At 70.7% G+C, this 14,591-nt stretch carries 16 protein-coding genes and 1 pseudogene; all 17 read right to left on the minus strand.

The window, feature by feature from the left end:
- Positions 1–249: 249 nt before the first annotated feature.
- Positions 250–1,284, minus strand: a pseudogene (locus tag ACZ67Q_RS36430) (IS701 family transposase); the annotation flags it as partial.
- A gap of 167 nt (positions 1,285–1,451) precedes the next feature.
- Positions 1,452–2,072 (minus strand): cell envelope biogenesis protein OmpA, encoded by a 621-nt coding sequence (locus tag ACZ67Q_RS36435; RefSeq protein ID WP_471190947.1) that lies wholly within the window; start codon positions 2,070–2,072, stop codon positions 1,452–1,454.
- Between the two features lie 100 nt (positions 2,073–2,172).
- Positions 2,173–2,553 (minus strand): hypothetical protein, encoded by a 381-nt coding sequence (locus ACZ67Q_RS36440; RefSeq protein WP_471190949.1) that lies wholly within the window; start codon positions 2,551–2,553, stop codon positions 2,173–2,175.
- 125 nt (positions 2,554–2,678) lie between these two features.
- Positions 2,679–2,936, minus strand: a complete 258-nt coding sequence (locus ACZ67Q_RS36445; RefSeq protein ID WP_471190951.1) for a hypothetical protein — start codon at positions 2,934–2,936, stop codon at positions 2,679–2,681.
- A gap of 170 nt (positions 2,937–3,106) precedes the next feature.
- Entirely contained in the window at positions 3,107–4,648 is a 1,542-nt protein-coding gene (locus tag ACZ67Q_RS36450; protein WP_471190953.1) for a ParB/RepB/Spo0J family partition protein, read from the minus strand.
- 525 nt (positions 4,649–5,173) lie between these two features.
- Positions 5,174–6,370, minus strand: coding sequence for a DUF3560 domain-containing protein (locus tag ACZ67Q_RS36455; protein ID WP_471190955.1), 1,197 nt, complete (start codon positions 6,368–6,370; stop codon positions 5,174–5,176).
- A 278-nt stretch (positions 6,371–6,648) separates the two neighbouring features.
- Positions 6,649–7,809 carry a hypothetical protein gene (locus ACZ67Q_RS36460; protein ID WP_471190957.1) on the minus strand — a complete coding sequence of 387 codons (1,161 nt, stop codon included), beginning with the start codon at positions 7,807–7,809 and terminating at the stop codon, positions 6,649–6,651.
- A gap of 51 nt (positions 7,810–7,860) precedes the next feature.
- Positions 7,861–8,040, minus strand: coding sequence for a hypothetical protein (locus ACZ67Q_RS36465; protein WP_471190959.1), 180 nt, complete (start codon positions 8,038–8,040; stop codon positions 7,861–7,863).
- Complete coding sequence (locus ACZ67Q_RS36470; protein ID WP_471190961.1) at positions 8,037–8,330, minus strand: hypothetical protein; 294 nt, start codon at positions 8,328–8,330, stop codon at positions 8,037–8,039. Before ACZ67Q_RS36470 ends, ACZ67Q_RS36465 begins: the two co-directional genes overlap by 4 nt.
- An 84-nt stretch (positions 8,331–8,414) precedes the next feature.
- A complete protein-coding gene (locus tag ACZ67Q_RS36475; RefSeq protein WP_471190963.1) occupies positions 8,415–9,431 on the minus strand; it encodes a hypothetical protein in 1,017 nt (338 codons plus the stop codon).
- A gap of 76 nt (positions 9,432–9,507) precedes the next feature.
- Entirely contained in the window at positions 9,508–10,008 is a 501-nt protein-coding gene (locus ACZ67Q_RS36480) for a hypothetical protein (protein WP_471190965.1), read from the minus strand.
- Between the two features lie 83 nt (positions 10,009–10,091).
- Positions 10,092–10,370 (minus strand): hypothetical protein, encoded by a 279-nt coding sequence (locus ACZ67Q_RS36485; RefSeq protein ID WP_471190967.1) that lies wholly within the window; start codon positions 10,368–10,370, stop codon positions 10,092–10,094.
- Between the two features lie 15 nt (positions 10,371–10,385).
- Positions 10,386–10,556, minus strand: coding sequence for a hypothetical protein (locus ACZ67Q_RS36490; RefSeq protein WP_471190969.1), 171 nt, complete (start codon positions 10,554–10,556; stop codon positions 10,386–10,388).
- Positions 10,549–11,241 (minus strand): hypothetical protein, encoded by a 693-nt coding sequence (locus tag ACZ67Q_RS36495; RefSeq protein ID WP_471190971.1) that lies wholly within the window; start codon positions 11,239–11,241, stop codon positions 10,549–10,551. Before ACZ67Q_RS36495 ends, ACZ67Q_RS36490 begins: the two co-directional genes overlap by 8 nt.
- A gap of 280 nt (positions 11,242–11,521) precedes the next feature.
- On the minus strand, positions 11,522–12,526 hold the full coding sequence (locus ACZ67Q_RS36500) for a DUF932 domain-containing protein (protein WP_471190973.1): 1,005 nt from the start codon (positions 12,524–12,526) through the stop codon (positions 11,522–11,524).
- A gap of 196 nt (positions 12,527–12,722) precedes the next feature.
- Entirely contained in the window at positions 12,723–13,214 is a 492-nt protein-coding gene (locus ACZ67Q_RS36505; protein ID WP_471190975.1) for a hypothetical protein, read from the minus strand.
- A gap of 83 nt (positions 13,215–13,297) precedes the next feature.
- A complete protein-coding gene (locus ACZ67Q_RS36510) occupies positions 13,298–13,645 on the minus strand; it encodes a hypothetical protein (RefSeq protein WP_471190977.1) in 348 nt (115 codons plus the stop codon).
- Positions 13,646–14,591 lie beyond the last annotated feature (946 nt).

Raw genomic sequence — 14,591 nt, forward strand, 5'->3', positions numbered from 1 at the left:
GGCCGCGCCGCATGTAGTGATACTGGCGGGCATGTGCCTGATGGCGGCGCCGCCACCGCGACCACCTTATGGCGTGGCTGCGGTCCGCAGGACGGTGGCGGGGTCCAACTGCCAGCAGACGACGGATCTCGGCCGGTGTGAGGTCCACGAGGTCGGGCGTGTCGGGATCGGCTCCTCCTTTTCGCGTTCCTGGCCGGCCATCACCGCCAGGAACGCGTGGGCGAGCATGGCGAGTGTGATGTGCCGCTACCAGCCGACATAGCGGCGGACCTCGTACTGGTCCAGGCCGCACTCGTTCTTCGCGCTCTGGAAGCACTCCTCGATCTTCCAGCGGCAGCCGGCAACCCTGATCAAGTCCGTGATGGTGGCGTCCAAGGGCGCGCAGGCGAGGTAGTAGGCGATCTCGTCGGGTCTCGCGGTGCTGCGGCGGGCCAGCGTCCAGCGCTGCCGGGTGGGTTCGTCGCCGTCGAACTCCCAGACGGCGGGCAGGCGTGCGGCGGCCCAGTCGTAGAAGCGCTCGCCCTTCGCGCCGCTGCCGGCGGACAGCCTCCGCCAGGCCTCCGCCGGTGCCTGGCCGAAGCGGTGGTCGATGCGCGGGCCGTGGACCTGCTGGGACTTCGGCACGGCCACGACATAGGACAGGCCAGCGTCTTCGAGGAACCGGCGGAAGTGGGAGTCCTGTCCGTACGCGGCGTCGGCCGTAACCCAGGCGACGGGCAGGGGTGACGCCAAGGCGCGCGTGATCACTGCCCGTGCCAACTCACTCTTGGTCGCGAAGGTGCGGTCGTCGGGAATCCGGGCGGATCGGCAGCGGTCCCGGTCATCGGTCCAGGACTTGGGCAGGTAGAGCTCCCGGTCGACCAGGGTGTGGCCGCGGCTGGTCGCGTAGGCGGCGAAGACACCGATCTGGCAGTTCTCCGTCCGCCCGGCGGTGCCGGAGTACTGGCGCTGGACGCCAGCGGAGACGGTGCCCTTCTTCACGAAGCCGGTGTCGTCGATGATCAAAACGCCATCGGTTTCCCCGAGTTGCTCGGCGACGTAGTCCTGGAGGTCGTCGCGAACCCCGTCGGCATCCCACCGGCTCCATGACAGCAGGTGCTGCAGGCCGTGGGGCGCTCGGTGCCCGGCGTACTCGGCCAGCTGCCAGCTGTTCTTGCGGCCGACCGGGCCGAGCAGCCCGCACACGTAGTCTCGCATCCGGCGCCGGGGTTCCACCCGGGTGAAGCGGCCCCCGATCCGCAGGAACAGTTCGTTGAGTTCCCGGTCCCACACATCCGTCGGCAGATCATCGATCACGGGGGTGGACTGTCCGCGTCGGTGTCACTACATGCGGCGCGGCCACCCGTTGGTGGGACGGCACGGCGAACACCGCGCCACCCACACCCCAGCCCCGCTACACTCCCCACTCCCAAGCCGTTGACCAGGGTAAATGGAGAACTCTTACTGGAGTACTAGGGCTGCTCCAGTCCCAGGGCGGCGCGCAGAAGGTCGAGCAGGGCGGCGTGGTCGGAGGGCAGAGCGGCCTCACGCAGGACGCGCTTGCGCAGGATGGGCACGTCCAGGCTGATCCCGACGGGGACGTCGGGCGCGTCCTGGCGGAACACCAGCTTGTAGTGCCGGGCAGCGATCATCCATGCCTCGTACCGGTCAGCGGGCCGTCCGCTGCGGGCGGAGTGGCCCTCGTCCAAAGTCAGCTCAGGGCACGGGCACGACGGGTCCGAGCAGGGGCGGGCCGCAGGATGGGAGGCGAGTACCGGGCGGGAGCGGTAGTGGCTGGCGGTGCCGTTGAGCATCGGGCAGTTCGCCGCGGTGTAGGGCTGGCACTCCGGGTGGAGCGCGGGTTCGGGGGAGTAGGACTGCTGCTGGTCGGCAGGGCGGACGATGACGAAGAACCGCTCTTCAAGGGGTTGGGAGCAGATCTGGCACAGGCGCTGAAGGAAGGCATGCCGGGCCCGGTCGGCGGCGAGGCTGCCGAGTACGGCGTGCCCGTTGTGGATCAGCGATACGTACGGCACGACCAGTCCGCCGGCCAGCGGCCGGGCAAGGCAGCGCACGGGGATCGCGCGGTTCATCGAATGGGGCTCCCTTCCCGGGAGTTGCGGGTGAGGACGGGATGGAGGGGCCGGGGCCGGGGGCAGCGAAAGAGCGCTGCCCCCGGATCTCCGGGGCGGTCTAGGAGTCGGCCGGGGTGTCGGTGAGCTCGATGCAGGAGGCCGGGACCTTCGCGAGCCGGTAGCGCTTCTCGTCCTTGGCGATGCGGAACCGGGTGCCGTTGTTCGGGTCCAGGCGCAGCCGCTCGGTGGAGGCCTCGTCCAGCAGGAAATCGAAGCGGGTGCCCGTGCGGTTGGGCTGCTGGACGGTGCCGGTCAGCAGGCGCAGGCAGGCCGGACGGATCGTGGCGGTGATGCGCCCGGTGCGGCCGGGCGTGATGACGGGGCGCTGGTCGGCGTCCAGCTGGAGCAGCCGGTTCGTGGCTGCCTCCTGGACGACAGCCACGGACGCGACGTCGGGCAGTTCGCGGATGAAGGCGCGGACCTCGGCAGGGGTGGGCATGGGAGTGTCCCCTCTCCTGTGGTGTGGGATGGGCCGGGCGTCTGTCACGCCCGGCGGGAACCGATGCCTTAAGGCGGGCCGGGGGCGGGCACCGGCTGATGCGGTGCCCGCCGGGTGCACGGTGGTCAGCCGAGCGGGTAGAGCACCAGGGCGGCGCGGGCGTTGGCCGGGATCTTCGGGAACAGCTCGCGTTGCTCGGTGTCTGCCGCGAGCTCGCTTTCCAGCGGGTAGACCTCGCCGGTCAGGTCGTAGACGGGGCAGTAGCGGCCGTGCGCGTACGTGCTGAACGGCGAGTAGAGGTTGCCCTCGGTGTCACGGGAGAGCACGACCAGGGTTTCGCCCGGTAGGCCGGCCCATTCGTTGCCGACGAGTTGGCGCAGCACGTCGAGGGTGAGCGGCTGGTCTCCCTGGTCTTCTCAGCCTTCCGGCGGCGTGGGCTCGCCAGGGACGGAGTTGTGCATGGCGGACTCCATGGGGATTGAGGGAGTGTGATCCGGGGGCCGGGCACCGTCGGTGCCCGGCCGCGGCGTGCGTGTGAAGCCTGGCGGGAAGGTCAGGCGGCGGGTTCGCCGTCGGCGTCGTCGCCCCGGTGCGCGGCGACGGCCTGCTCCTCGACCTCGGACAGCCGGTAGCTGCCCTTGTCGTCCTGGCCGAGCTTCTCCAGGAGCAGCAGGTAGGCGGCCTGCTGGGGGGTGGGGTCCTCCCACAGGAAGCGGACCTGCATGCGGGCGTCGTTCCAGCCCTTCGGCTCGCGCATGTCGCGCTCGAAAGCGGCGGCGACGTGCGCGAACAGCACATGCGCCGTACGGGCCTTGGACAGGGTGACCAGATCCGACAGCCGCACCCGCTCGAAGGGGCTCTCGGGCAGTTTCACGCCAAGGAAGCTGGCCACGTCCTCGGCTTCCTGCCGCTGCGCCCACTTGCCGTAGAAGGGGGGCAGGTCCAGCAGCACCCCGAGGGCGAACCGCCAGGCATCCTCCGGCAGGGCCTTGCTACTGCGCACCAGCCGGGTGACGAACTCCTTGCGGGGCCCGGCGGCGGCCTTCCAGGCCCGGTTGCACGCGGTGGTGCGGGCCCGCTCGGCGGCCTTCTCCTCGTCCTCGGCCGTCTTCGTCGGCTTCGGCTTCGGGCGCACCTTGTGGCCGTACTCGGCCGGGTCGGCGCAGTACCAGACCGGCCGGTTCTCGTCGTCGAGCCGGGCGCTGTGGCCCGGGCATCCCTTGTGGCTGTCTTCCTCCAACGGCCTGCCCAGCGGCGTGGTCAGCTCCGACAGCGGCTGAGCGGCGTCCTTCTCCCCGTACGCCAGCCGTGTGGGCAGCAGGGGAATGCCCGCCTTCTCCAGAGCCGCGACGGCCTCCTTGCGGGCGGTGCGGTCCTCCTGTTCGGCCTTGAGCAGTGCGAGTTCCTGGTCCCAGTGGCCGCGCCCGCCGCCCTCCTCCGCCGCATCGCGGGCCAGCGCCCTGAGGAGGCGGTCCTGGGCTTGAGGCACATCCTCGACCTCGGCGAGCTGGGCGATCTGTTCGAGGTCCATCCCCCCGGCAGAGGCCCGGCGCAGGGTGGCGTCGTCGAGCTGCTGGGCCCGGCCGAGCCGCTTGCCGGTGCCGCGCTTGAGGCCCAGGGCGCGCGCGGCCTTCTTCTGCTCGACCTCGTCCATCCCGATCAGCGACAGTTCGGCGGCCTTCAAGGTGTCCTTGGGGGACATGCCCTGGCGCTGGTGGTTCTCGATCAGGGACAGGAACTGCGTCCAGGCGTCCCGGCCGACCAGGTCGGCGCGGACGTACGCCTTGATCGGCCGCTTGGCGTGGCCTTCCGCCTCGGCGGTGGCGTTGGCGATCTGCGCAGCCTGCGTGCGCCGCCAGCCCTTGAACGCGCCGTACGTGCCGTCCGGGCGGGGGCGGACGCTGACCGGGTCCTGGACACCGACGGCCTTGACGGAGTTGATCAGGTCGGCGTCGGGCTCGGTGTCGTGCTCGCGGGCGTTGAACTCGTCGCGCACGATCGCGTCCGGGTCGAGCAGGACGACGGTCAGGTTCTCCTCGTCGGTGTCGACCGAGACGGATTCGGCTGTCTGGTCGGCGGTGGTGGCTGTGGCCATGTCTGGCCTCCTTGTGCTGCGTTGACGGACGTTCAGCGGTGCCGGGAGGGAGCCACCCTCTCAACGTGTTCCATAATACTGCATTCGCGGACTGGGGCAACCGAATTTCTCGGCGCTGCCTTGCCTACAAATAGGCAGGTCAGGGCCTCCGGCGGCGACGAGCCGCGTGCACGGAGCAGGCGTACACGGCACGCGTTCCACCCCCGATGCGGGGGAAGGATGTCACCTGCTCGGTGCAGGGCACGCCGCAGTCGACACACCGGCGGTCATTGTCAGCCGCGGGGGCCGGCGCGGGCGGTGGGGGCGGTGCAGATCGGGGCATGGCGGAGCCTCTCCTCGGGGGTGGGCGGTGTGATGTTGCGCAGGTCCATGGGCGTCTCCTCGCCCGCTTCGATCTATTATGTTCCATAATACCTAATAACAAGGGCGGGGCAACCGAATTCCTCAGCGCTGCCCCACCGTCAACGGCGCAGCCTCGACCGGCAGATAGCGGGCCGGACGCGCGGAGGCCGGCGCGGCACGCACTCAGGCGTTGCGCTGGTCCTGCGCGCGCGCGGGATCGGCTCCGCCCGGCTGCGTCTCCTCCTCCGTCTGGGCCAGCAGCGCCCGCATCTCCTCGGCGCTCACCCGGCCGGTGACCTTGTCGTACGGGAGCTTTCCGTTCCAGGAGTACAGGCGGTTGGCCTTCGACACGACCGGCCCGGCCTCGGGCCCGCCCGGCACGGTGACCGTCTTCTTGTTGACCCGCAGAACCTCCAGCAGGCGGCTGCCGGAGCGCACGAAGTCACCCGGCTGGAAGTCGTCCGGCCCCCACAGCTTCACGCCCTCGGCCTCGGCCTGCTCGATGACCCGCTCCCATGCGCCGATCTCGTCGCACAGGTCGGCGTGGTCGGCGTCGAGCCGGACAAGGGCCGCGACCAAGGCCTCAACGGTGAGCTTGCCCGCCTCCGCGTCCTCGACCGTCCGCGCCTGCTGGCGCTCGACTCGGCGCCGGTCGGCCTGCAGGCGCTCCAGGCGGCGGAGCGTCACCCCCGGGTCCTTTCGGTGCTGTTCGTAGTGCTCGGCCGTGGCCGCGCGGCCCGCGCAGCGGTCGGCCTCCGCCTGCTCCTGGACGGACTGGCCGAACAGGCGGTGCGCGCGCTCCAGGTCGCGCATGTGGCGGTTGGTCGAGTAGTGGTCGACCTTCACCGGCTCGCCCGCGTACCCGCGCGTGATCTCGCGCCCGCGTTCCCACTTCGCGTCCGACGAGGTCTGGTAGCGCTCGGCCCGCGCCGTGAAGTACTCGGCTCGTCCGGCTGCACGGTTGGCGCGGTCCTCCTCGGCCTTGGCGAAGGCCCGGCGCTGGGTCTCGTCGATCTCGACCGTCACCTGGTGGCCGGCCTCCCGCAGGGCGTCGGCTGCCCGGGTGATCAGGTATAGGTCGGCGCGGCGGTCGCGGGAGCCGCGCAGGTAGATCCCAATCGAGGGAGAGCCCCGGAAGCGGAACGGCTGGAGCAGTTCCAGCACTCCGTCACCCACCACGGAGCCGGACAGCAAGGTCCCCTCAGCGCGGGTGTGGGTGATGGTCAGGGGGGCCTTCGCCGGACGCCCCTGCGATTCGAGGTCGGCGACCAGTTCGGCCGACGGATACAGGACAGCGCTCCGACAGGTCGCGTCGGTGCAGGGGTACCAGGTGCCGGTGAAGCGCTGTGCGGGGGACTGGGCGCCGTTATGCAGCGTCATGGGGCCGTGCTGGCGGCACTCGGGGGTGTTGGTCGCGTCGGTCACGTAAGTGCCCTCTCTTGGTGCGGATGCGGATGCGGATGCGGATGCGGGTGCGGATGCGGTGGTTGGGGGGAGGGGCGCAGCCCTGCCGCAGCGCGTTCGGTCCGTGGGCGGGGCCGCCGCGGTGCAGCCCGCTAGGCGTCTTCCCCTCCCGTCGCCTTCGTGTTCCATAATACCTTTTACAATGGGTGGTGCAACCGATTTTCACGGGGCTGCCCCACCCCGGAACGCGCAGATCAGGGCCTGGTCGGCGGGTCGTTGTACGAAACCTGGATGCCGTCCAGCATGACGACCACCGTGCGGCCGGCCCCGGCAAGGAGTTCCGCGTAGGCCTCCAGGTCGTTGTCGTAGCGCTCGACTTCCCGTTCGGGGGCCTCGAAGCGGGCTCCGGGCCGGATCGCTCCCCAGGGCTCCAGCAGCCGCGCCACCTTGACCCTGCCCGGCTCCGCGCTGGGGTAGATGTGGAATCCCGGTGTCTGCGTGTAGTCGATGTCGGTCAGGCCGTAGGGCATGTGCCCGGCGGTTGCCAACTCCACTGCCAAGGTCCGGAATCGCTTTTCCTCGATCAGGTCTGCAGACAGTCCCGGCAGGTCCATGGACGCGACTTGGGCGCGCCGGACGGCGTCCTCTTCACCGTTCGCGCTCTCGGCAATCCCCTGGGCCCACTCCCGGTCGTCGTACGTGCGCACGCAGGCGCCGGTGAACTCGTCGACCAGGTCCCACCCTGCGCCCCCGGCGGCAGGGGTGATCCGGAACCGGGTGCCGGAGGGTGCGGCTAGGGGCTCGGCGAAGAACACGTGGCCGCTGCCGTGCGGCTCCGTCGTCGCCAGGCCGGCCCGGCGCAGGGCGTCGGCCATGAACGGTGCCACGGCGCGGGAGGGGCCGTCGAGCGTGTGCCACCAGGCGACGGCGCACCGGGTGGTCAGCCCCAGTGGGCGGCGTACCGGCTGCTCGGAGATCGCCACCCCGCCCCCGGGGCGGTCGAGGAATCCGGCGAGGGCGGATTCGGCACGCTGGAACGTGGCCACCTGGGGGGCGGTGCGCTCGCGCAGCTCGGCCAGGGCGGCGGTGTGCGCGGGCAGCAGCCGACGCCGGATGTGGTCGGCCGTGTGTCGCGCGGTGGCCTTGGCCTGGCACTCGCTGGGGCGCGGGCGGGGCAGGGCGGTAACCGTGATCGGCTTGACCTCGATGCCGTGCGCGATGGCCTGCTCGGGCAGAACCGCGGTGACGGTGATCCGGGTCCCAGGGCGGTCGGGGCTGAGTTCCAGGGCGCGGCCGTCGGCGTAGACGACACGCACCCGGCCGGTGTCACCGTCCTTCTCGGTGCGGTCGGCGCCGAGCTGCTCGGCAACCGGGCGTGCGAGGGACTCAAGGCCGGCGGGGGTGGACAGTTCCATGAGGGGTCTCCTTCGAGGAAGGTGAGAGGGCGGGGGAGTCGGGCGGTGCGCCTACGGCGCAGGGGGCTTGGCATCGCGCTGGGCGGCGTGGCGCTCGGCGTCGGCGCGGGCGTCCTCGGCGGTGTAGCCGGTGTCGCACCAGGGGTGGCAGAGCTGTCCGGGCGGGGCGTTGCAGGTCTCGCACCGGTCTTCGAAGTCATCGGGCCTAAACGGCGGTGGTGGGCTGCTCATGCCGGGACGTCCTTGATGTGCTCCGCCACCAGGCGGGCAGACAGCACCGGGGACCTCGTCATCAGGGCCGCGCAGCTGCCCTGCCAGATCTGCCCCGGGCTGGACGGGGAGATCTGAAAGTTGGTGGCCGGGCTGACCTGCCACGTGCGGCCGTGCGCGTCGGTCACGGTGTAGGTGAGGAACTGCGGGTCGTCCTGGCGGCCGTTGTCGCTCCAGCCAAGGCCGGCGGCGGTGAGGGCGCGGCCGAGCTGGGCGCAGCGTTCCGGAGTGGCGTGCGCGAACGTTGCCACGGGTCGTCTCTCCTCGTGTGGTCAGGAGCGGGGGGCGGGGCGGCCTGGCGGTAGGCCACCCCGGGGAGCGACGGCCGTATTGGCCTAGGGGTGGGTGAGCTCGCGGTGGATGCGCTCGCTGGTCTCGCTCGCCTCACGGCGGGCCTGCTCGGCTGCGGCTTCCGGGCTGGCGGCGTAGACGATCTCGACGCTGCCGAACGCGTCGTCGGCGTCCGCGGTGTGCTGCTCGCACAGGTCGGACAGTTCGCCCGGATCAGTGGGGGCCTCCTCGACGTGCCAGATGTCGACGTCGCCGCCGCCCTTCCACTGACCGATCACGAAGTACGGCCGGTCCTGGCTCTCCGGCGGCGCGAGGGGCCGGGCCAACCCCTCGCGCTCCGACCGGAAGAGCGCCAGGCGGCGGCCCTCGTCCTCGGCTGCGCCCGTGCTGATCGCGGCCCACTTCGGGAGGTACTCGGCGCGGTGGGCCAGGCTCTCGGGGCCCTGTGCCAGTAGGAGTGCGAGCGCCGGGTGCGGACGGGCGGTGAACCAGCGGGCCAGCGTCCACCAGGCGGCCAGACTGCGGGCGGCCTGGACCCGGTGCGCCTCGGCCTCCTCCAGCCAGCGGGCCCGCGCCCGTTCGGCGTGCGAGATCATCGCGTCCAGCCACCTCCGCAGCTGCGGGGTGTCGTGGAGGCGGGCCGCGTGCTGGAGGCTGGGGAAGTCGTTGCGCGCGGCGTAGTGGCCGGCGCACGCGCGCAGGATGGCGGTCAGCGTCTGGCTGGCCTGCGGGGGAGCGGGCCGTTCGTCGGTGTCGGTCAGGTCGCGTTCGAGCCATCCCCAGGGCACGTCGGCGGAGTGGGCGAGCACCCGGACCGTGTTGCCCTGGTAGGCGCGGCCGCGGATACGTACCAGCGGCTCGGCGGGGAGCTCGCGCGCGCTGGCGGATCCGAGGCTGGCGCGGACGGCGTCGAAGCGGTCCCATCGGTCGGGGCGGCTGGTCGCGGTCACGTGGACGGTTCCCGTGGCTGCGCCGGTGAGAGTGTAGAGCACGGCTCCGGTGGCCTTTGCCTCGGAGGGAACTGCGCGGACGGTGCCGGACGGGGTTGCAATGGTGATCACAGGGTGTCTCCTCACAGGGCGCACGGGAATGGCGAGGTGCTGGGAGGCCCAGCCCTCGCCGGGCCGGGCGGGGCCCTCAGCCGGTGACGGACGGGTCCGGCAGGAGAGGGGCGGGGTATGCGCGGGCAAGGGGTGCTGAGCCGTCCCCGCAAGGCCGCACGGCGGCCTGCACGGCGGCGGGCTTCATGCCGTGCAGCCATCCGCGCTCGATCCGCCACCCGCAGACAGCCGGGTTCGGTGCCTGGTCGGTCTGCACCACCAGGGTGGCCAGGACCGTGCAGCTGCCCTCCAGGGCGGCCGTCACGGCGGCCTCGATGGTGGCGAACTCGTCCGGGTCGGCATCCAGGTGCCATGCGGGGGCGGTCGTGACCGTGACGGTGGAGCTGGCCAGGCGGTACCGGCCGTCAACGTCCAGCGCCGCGTAGTGCAGACGGTGCCGTCCAGCCCCCAGGGCGCTGAAGAGCTGGGCGAATGCGAGGTGCGCGCGGCGGCGGGCTGCCGTGATCGCTTCGTATCCGGGGTAGGGCAGGCTGCGGCGGTCGGCGCGGGCGGACTGGTCGGGCTGCGGGTTCGGCACAGTGACTCCAGTGGGGCGACGGGTAGGGGCCGGCTGCGCGCGGCGGGCGGGGGTGCCCGCACGCCGTGGCGCGCGGGCACTGGTCAGATGACGGGGCGGCGGCGGCCCAACTCGTCCAGGCGGCGGATGTCGGGCGCGGGCTCCCGGTAGTGGCACCAGGTGCGCCCCATGAAGTCCTCTGCGGTGTAGAAGTGCACCGTCCGGGCCCGGCCGAGTCCGCCTGCCGTGGTGTACGCGGCGGCGTACCAGTAGCCGTTGATGTTGAACGGAACGGCGTCTGCGGGCCACTCGTGCGGGACCGGGGTCAGGTGCGCTCGGCGTGCGTGGTGCAAACGGCGGTCGGTGGTGAGGTCGACCGCCATGAAGTGGTCCCGCTCTTACGGGTGCTGCTCGCCGAACTCGTCGTCCTGCTCCCAGCAGGCGTCGCAGTGTCCGAACCACGTGCACGGCAGCAGGTACAGGGGGCGGTCGTGCATCTCGGTGATGCTGCCGTGGTAGGTGACGCGGCTCCCGATGAACAACCTGGGTGCGGGGGCGGTCTCAGGCATGGGCGGCCTGCCAGGCCTTCGTGTTCCACTCGCGGGTCAGTTCGTCGGCGTACGCGACGTCGCGCGCGGCCTCGGCGTCCAGCGCGGCCACGACCCGGACGCTGCCCCGGATCTGGTCCGCGCGGCGTTGGGCGGCGGCGGCCTGCTCCTGGCGCTCGGCCTCCTCCTTCGGCACGCGCTGAACGAGGAAGATCCGGTCGTCGCTGGTGAAGAGAACGAGGTAGCGGCGGAAGTCCTCGATACGCGAGGGGCGGGCCGGGCCGGTGGTGGTGTCGGCCAGCGTGGCGCGGGCCTTGTCCAGCAGCTTCGCCACTTCCTCGGTCGCCTTCACGCCCGTGTCCCGCTGGTGCGGGTTGCGGCCGTAGTAGACGCGGGCCTTGTCGCGGACGGGGGCGAACTCGACCGGGGCGTAGATGCTGATCATCCGGCGGGCGTAGGCGTCGCGCTGGTCTCGCTCGGCCTGGGCGGCGCGCGCAGTGTCGGTCACCTTGCCCTGCGTCCAGCTCAGCGCGGCAGCGGCGCACGACGTGCCGTAGTACACGACGTCTTCGGCGGTACCGTCCTCGTTCTCGTCGGCGTCCAGCGGCATGAGCGCGACGGTGCGCTTGAGTCCGCGGCGGCCGCAGCAACCGCACGTGTCGTAGTCGTCGACGATGCCTTTGATCGTCCACTTCGGGATGGGCATGGATGGCCTTCCGTGGGGCGGTGGGTGGGCGGTGGGTGTCGCGCTGCTGGGCGTCCGCCGGCGCGGCCTGGGCGCAGGGGGGCGGACGTGTTTCTTGGCGCGCGGTCTGCTCCGCAGACGCGACGCGCTGCCGCTACGCGGCAGGGGCCGGCGGGCAGCGCTCCGCGCTGCCGGTGCGGGGTTGAGCGCTCCGCGCTCGGGCGGGTGCGGCCACTGCTGGCCGGTGGGGCCGGGTGGGCACCCGTGGGGGAGTTGGGGTGCCCACCCGGTGTTCAGGGGGTCAGACCGTGGTGAGGGCGAATGCCTTCTCCATCAGGTCGTTCGCCGCTCCGCTGATGACCCGCTCGGCGCGGGCGTTCGCCTTCTCGGCGTCGGTCTTGCCCCGGGTCGGGGCGACGTGGTTGGCGTACTCGGTGAGCGCGTTGTATCCGGCCCACCGCGTGCCCCGGATACCGGCCTGGGTGTCGGCGTGCTCGAACAGGTTCGCAATGGCTCCCCACCGCTGGCGCTGGTTGGTCTTGGCGCGGGGGTGGTCGCTGTCCTTGACCGGCCACAGCTCGTCCACCACCGACTTCAGCTCGCTGAGCGTCATCTCGGCTTCGATCATGCGCTGTGCGGCCTGCTCGAACTCCTCGGCGTACCGGAACGTCAGACCGAGGGCGGAACGAGCCTGCGCGATGCGGGCCTTGGCCCCGGCGGTGTGCCGCACCACGAACGAGGAGCGGGCCCCGTGGATGGCCGCACGCATGGTGTTCGCGCACACCACCCGGACCGGCGTCACCACGATGCGGAACGCTGAGCTTCCGTCGTGGCTGTTGAACGCTGCGATGTACAGATCAACGTCGTCGTGCCCGCCGATCGTGAGACCCTGCGGCATCTTCATCGTCAGGAACACCTGACGGCCGTCCTTGAGCGATCCGGCGGTCTCGAAGTGCGCGCCGGACTCATCGGCCAGCAGGTTGAGGAACTCGGCGTGTTCCTCGTTCTGAACGGGGTGGTAGTCGCTGCCGACCACTCCGAGCGTCTGCGTGCGGCCGGTCTTGGGGTGCGTGCGCGCGGTCGCGAAGTGCTGCGGAACCTCCAGCGGCGTGGTTCCGTCGGCCGTGATCTCGGTCGCGGTGAGGGGGAGGAGTCGCACGTTCCAGCCGGACAGAGACGCGATGCGCATGGCGTCTTCGGCGGTCATCGCGCCGTTGGTGACGGTGCCGAGCGTGTGCCAGGCGCTCGTGTTGGCGGAGGCGAAAGCGGCGGTGCCGTCGGTGAACTGCTCGATCTCGTGAGCCACTTGGGGCTTCCCTTCTGGTGACGAACTTTCGGCGTGTCCGGTAGGGGGCCACCCTGCCGAACTAGTTCCATAATACCTACTTCTAGGGGCGGGACAACCGATTAAATCCCCGGTGCGCCCCCCCTGGGGCGGCCTGCTGACCTGCGGCTACGACTGCGCCGGCTTGTGGCCGGTCAGGCTTCCCTTCCGTGTGGCCTTACTGCTGCCAGTGCTGCGGCAATGCCGTAACGCTCCACGCGTGGACTCCGGTCAGTGCAGTGACGAACGCACCGTTCCTGGACTCGCTGAGGCGGTAGAGCACGGACTCCCGTCCTCGGCGATCCAGCTCGCGCTCAATGCGCGTCACCCAGTAGCGGCCGTGGCAGCACTCCTGCGACCCGTGGTAACTGACCAACTGCCCGACGCTGGGGCCGTTGTCCGCGTGAAGGGCAGCAGACACGTTGGACAGGGCCGCACCGAACGTGTGGGGCGGCAAGGGCACGTCGGCCAGCGCAGGCCCGGTGTGCCCTGCCCGTACGCCAGAGATCCATCCCACCTCGAACAGGGGCCGGGCCAACTCGCACACGTCGTGCGGGAAACCGGTGTTCTCGGGGAGCTGTTCCAGCGCCGCCCGGAAAGCGGCCTCCATCTGCTCTCGCTCACCCTCGGTCGCCGGAACGGCGCGGTGGGCGGGCTCAATGCTCGTCATGCTCACAGTAACTTTCCCTCCGGTTGGTGTAGGCGCGGGGGCTGTCCCGGGGGCCCGGTCTACCGGGCCCCCGGGATTGCGTCCTACTTCAGTCCGCGCGTCCGCAGAAATTCACTGATGCGGAATGCAATGGCGCGCACCGAAAGGGATGCTCCTCGGAACGTTCCGAGAATTCGGGGTCCGGTTTCGCTGTCGTGGATGATGTGGAACTCAAATCCCTCGGCGACCGGCAGAAGGATGCGGATGGGACCGGCCGTGGTCTCGAACCGAATTGACGTGGTGTTGTCGTCCTGGTTGTGTTCGATGACGGCGTCCCGGAGGAGTTCCGGGCGCGGGAGGAAATTGGCGATCCGGCGGGCCTCTACGGCCTGAGGGGTCGTGATCTCGTCCGTGCTGGGAGCCACCTTGCCTCCGCTGATGACGATTTCCACGCTCACGCCTTTCTGTTGACGAACGTTCGGCGGTGCCGGTTAGGGGGCCAGCCCTTCCGACATGTTCCATAATACAGCATCATTGATCTGTTGCACCACCCCACGCGCAGACTCCTGCACTATCTCCTGCGTCATCCCCTACCCTCGACCAGCGGCCGGCCTTCCCAATCCCCCAGGTCAGAAGGACTCTTATGCGTGGTCAGGGGAGCTGACATCCCCTCTGCTGCCGCTCTCCCTGCCCGAATGAGAGAAAGGTGGGGGCGGGCTAGGGCGGCGCGGCGGCCTCGGGGATCGGGGGCCGGGGGTGTCAGGTTGCGCGTCGGCGGGGGCCTCCGCGCTCGGGCGCTGGCACGCCCGGACCGCACAGCGGTCTGCCGGAGGCAGCCCAACCCTCCATGCCGGAACGGGCGATCGGGCCCCCTGGTAGGCGTCGTGGGTTTTACAGCGGTATGGCGCCGTTTGGCTTTGCGCTGGGGTTATCCGTGGGATGGTGAAGGGACGGTGTCGTTTGTTTGGTGAAGGCTTATGTCGTTTTTCGATGTCATCTGGGTGTCGCCTTGGTCCGGTTGTTCATGGCGCAGCGGAGCGGGAGGTGTGGTGTGAGCCCAGAACTGAGCTGGCAAGGGAATTGACGCAGGCTCAGGAGTGAGGGAGGGAGTGTGTTGTCATCCCAGAATCTAGCCGGGTGTCAGTTTGACGCACACATCGGGGAAGGGTGGCGGATCGTCAGGTTCGTGGGGACCGGAAGCACCGTCCCCACCCCCTCGCTGCCGTTTTTGGGTCTGGGCGCGGAGCGGCCAGACCTCTGACCGGCGCGGAGCGCTGGTCAGTTGGGGCGGCACGGAGTGGCGCCCCAACCTCGGGCGGAGCCCGAGGGCTCTCCGGCGCTCCGCGCCGGAACCGCCGCGTAGCGGCGGCGCGTCGTGTCTGCGGAGCAGACCGCGCG

It is taken from the genome of Streptomyces sp. NPDC036813 (assembly GCF_055609245.1).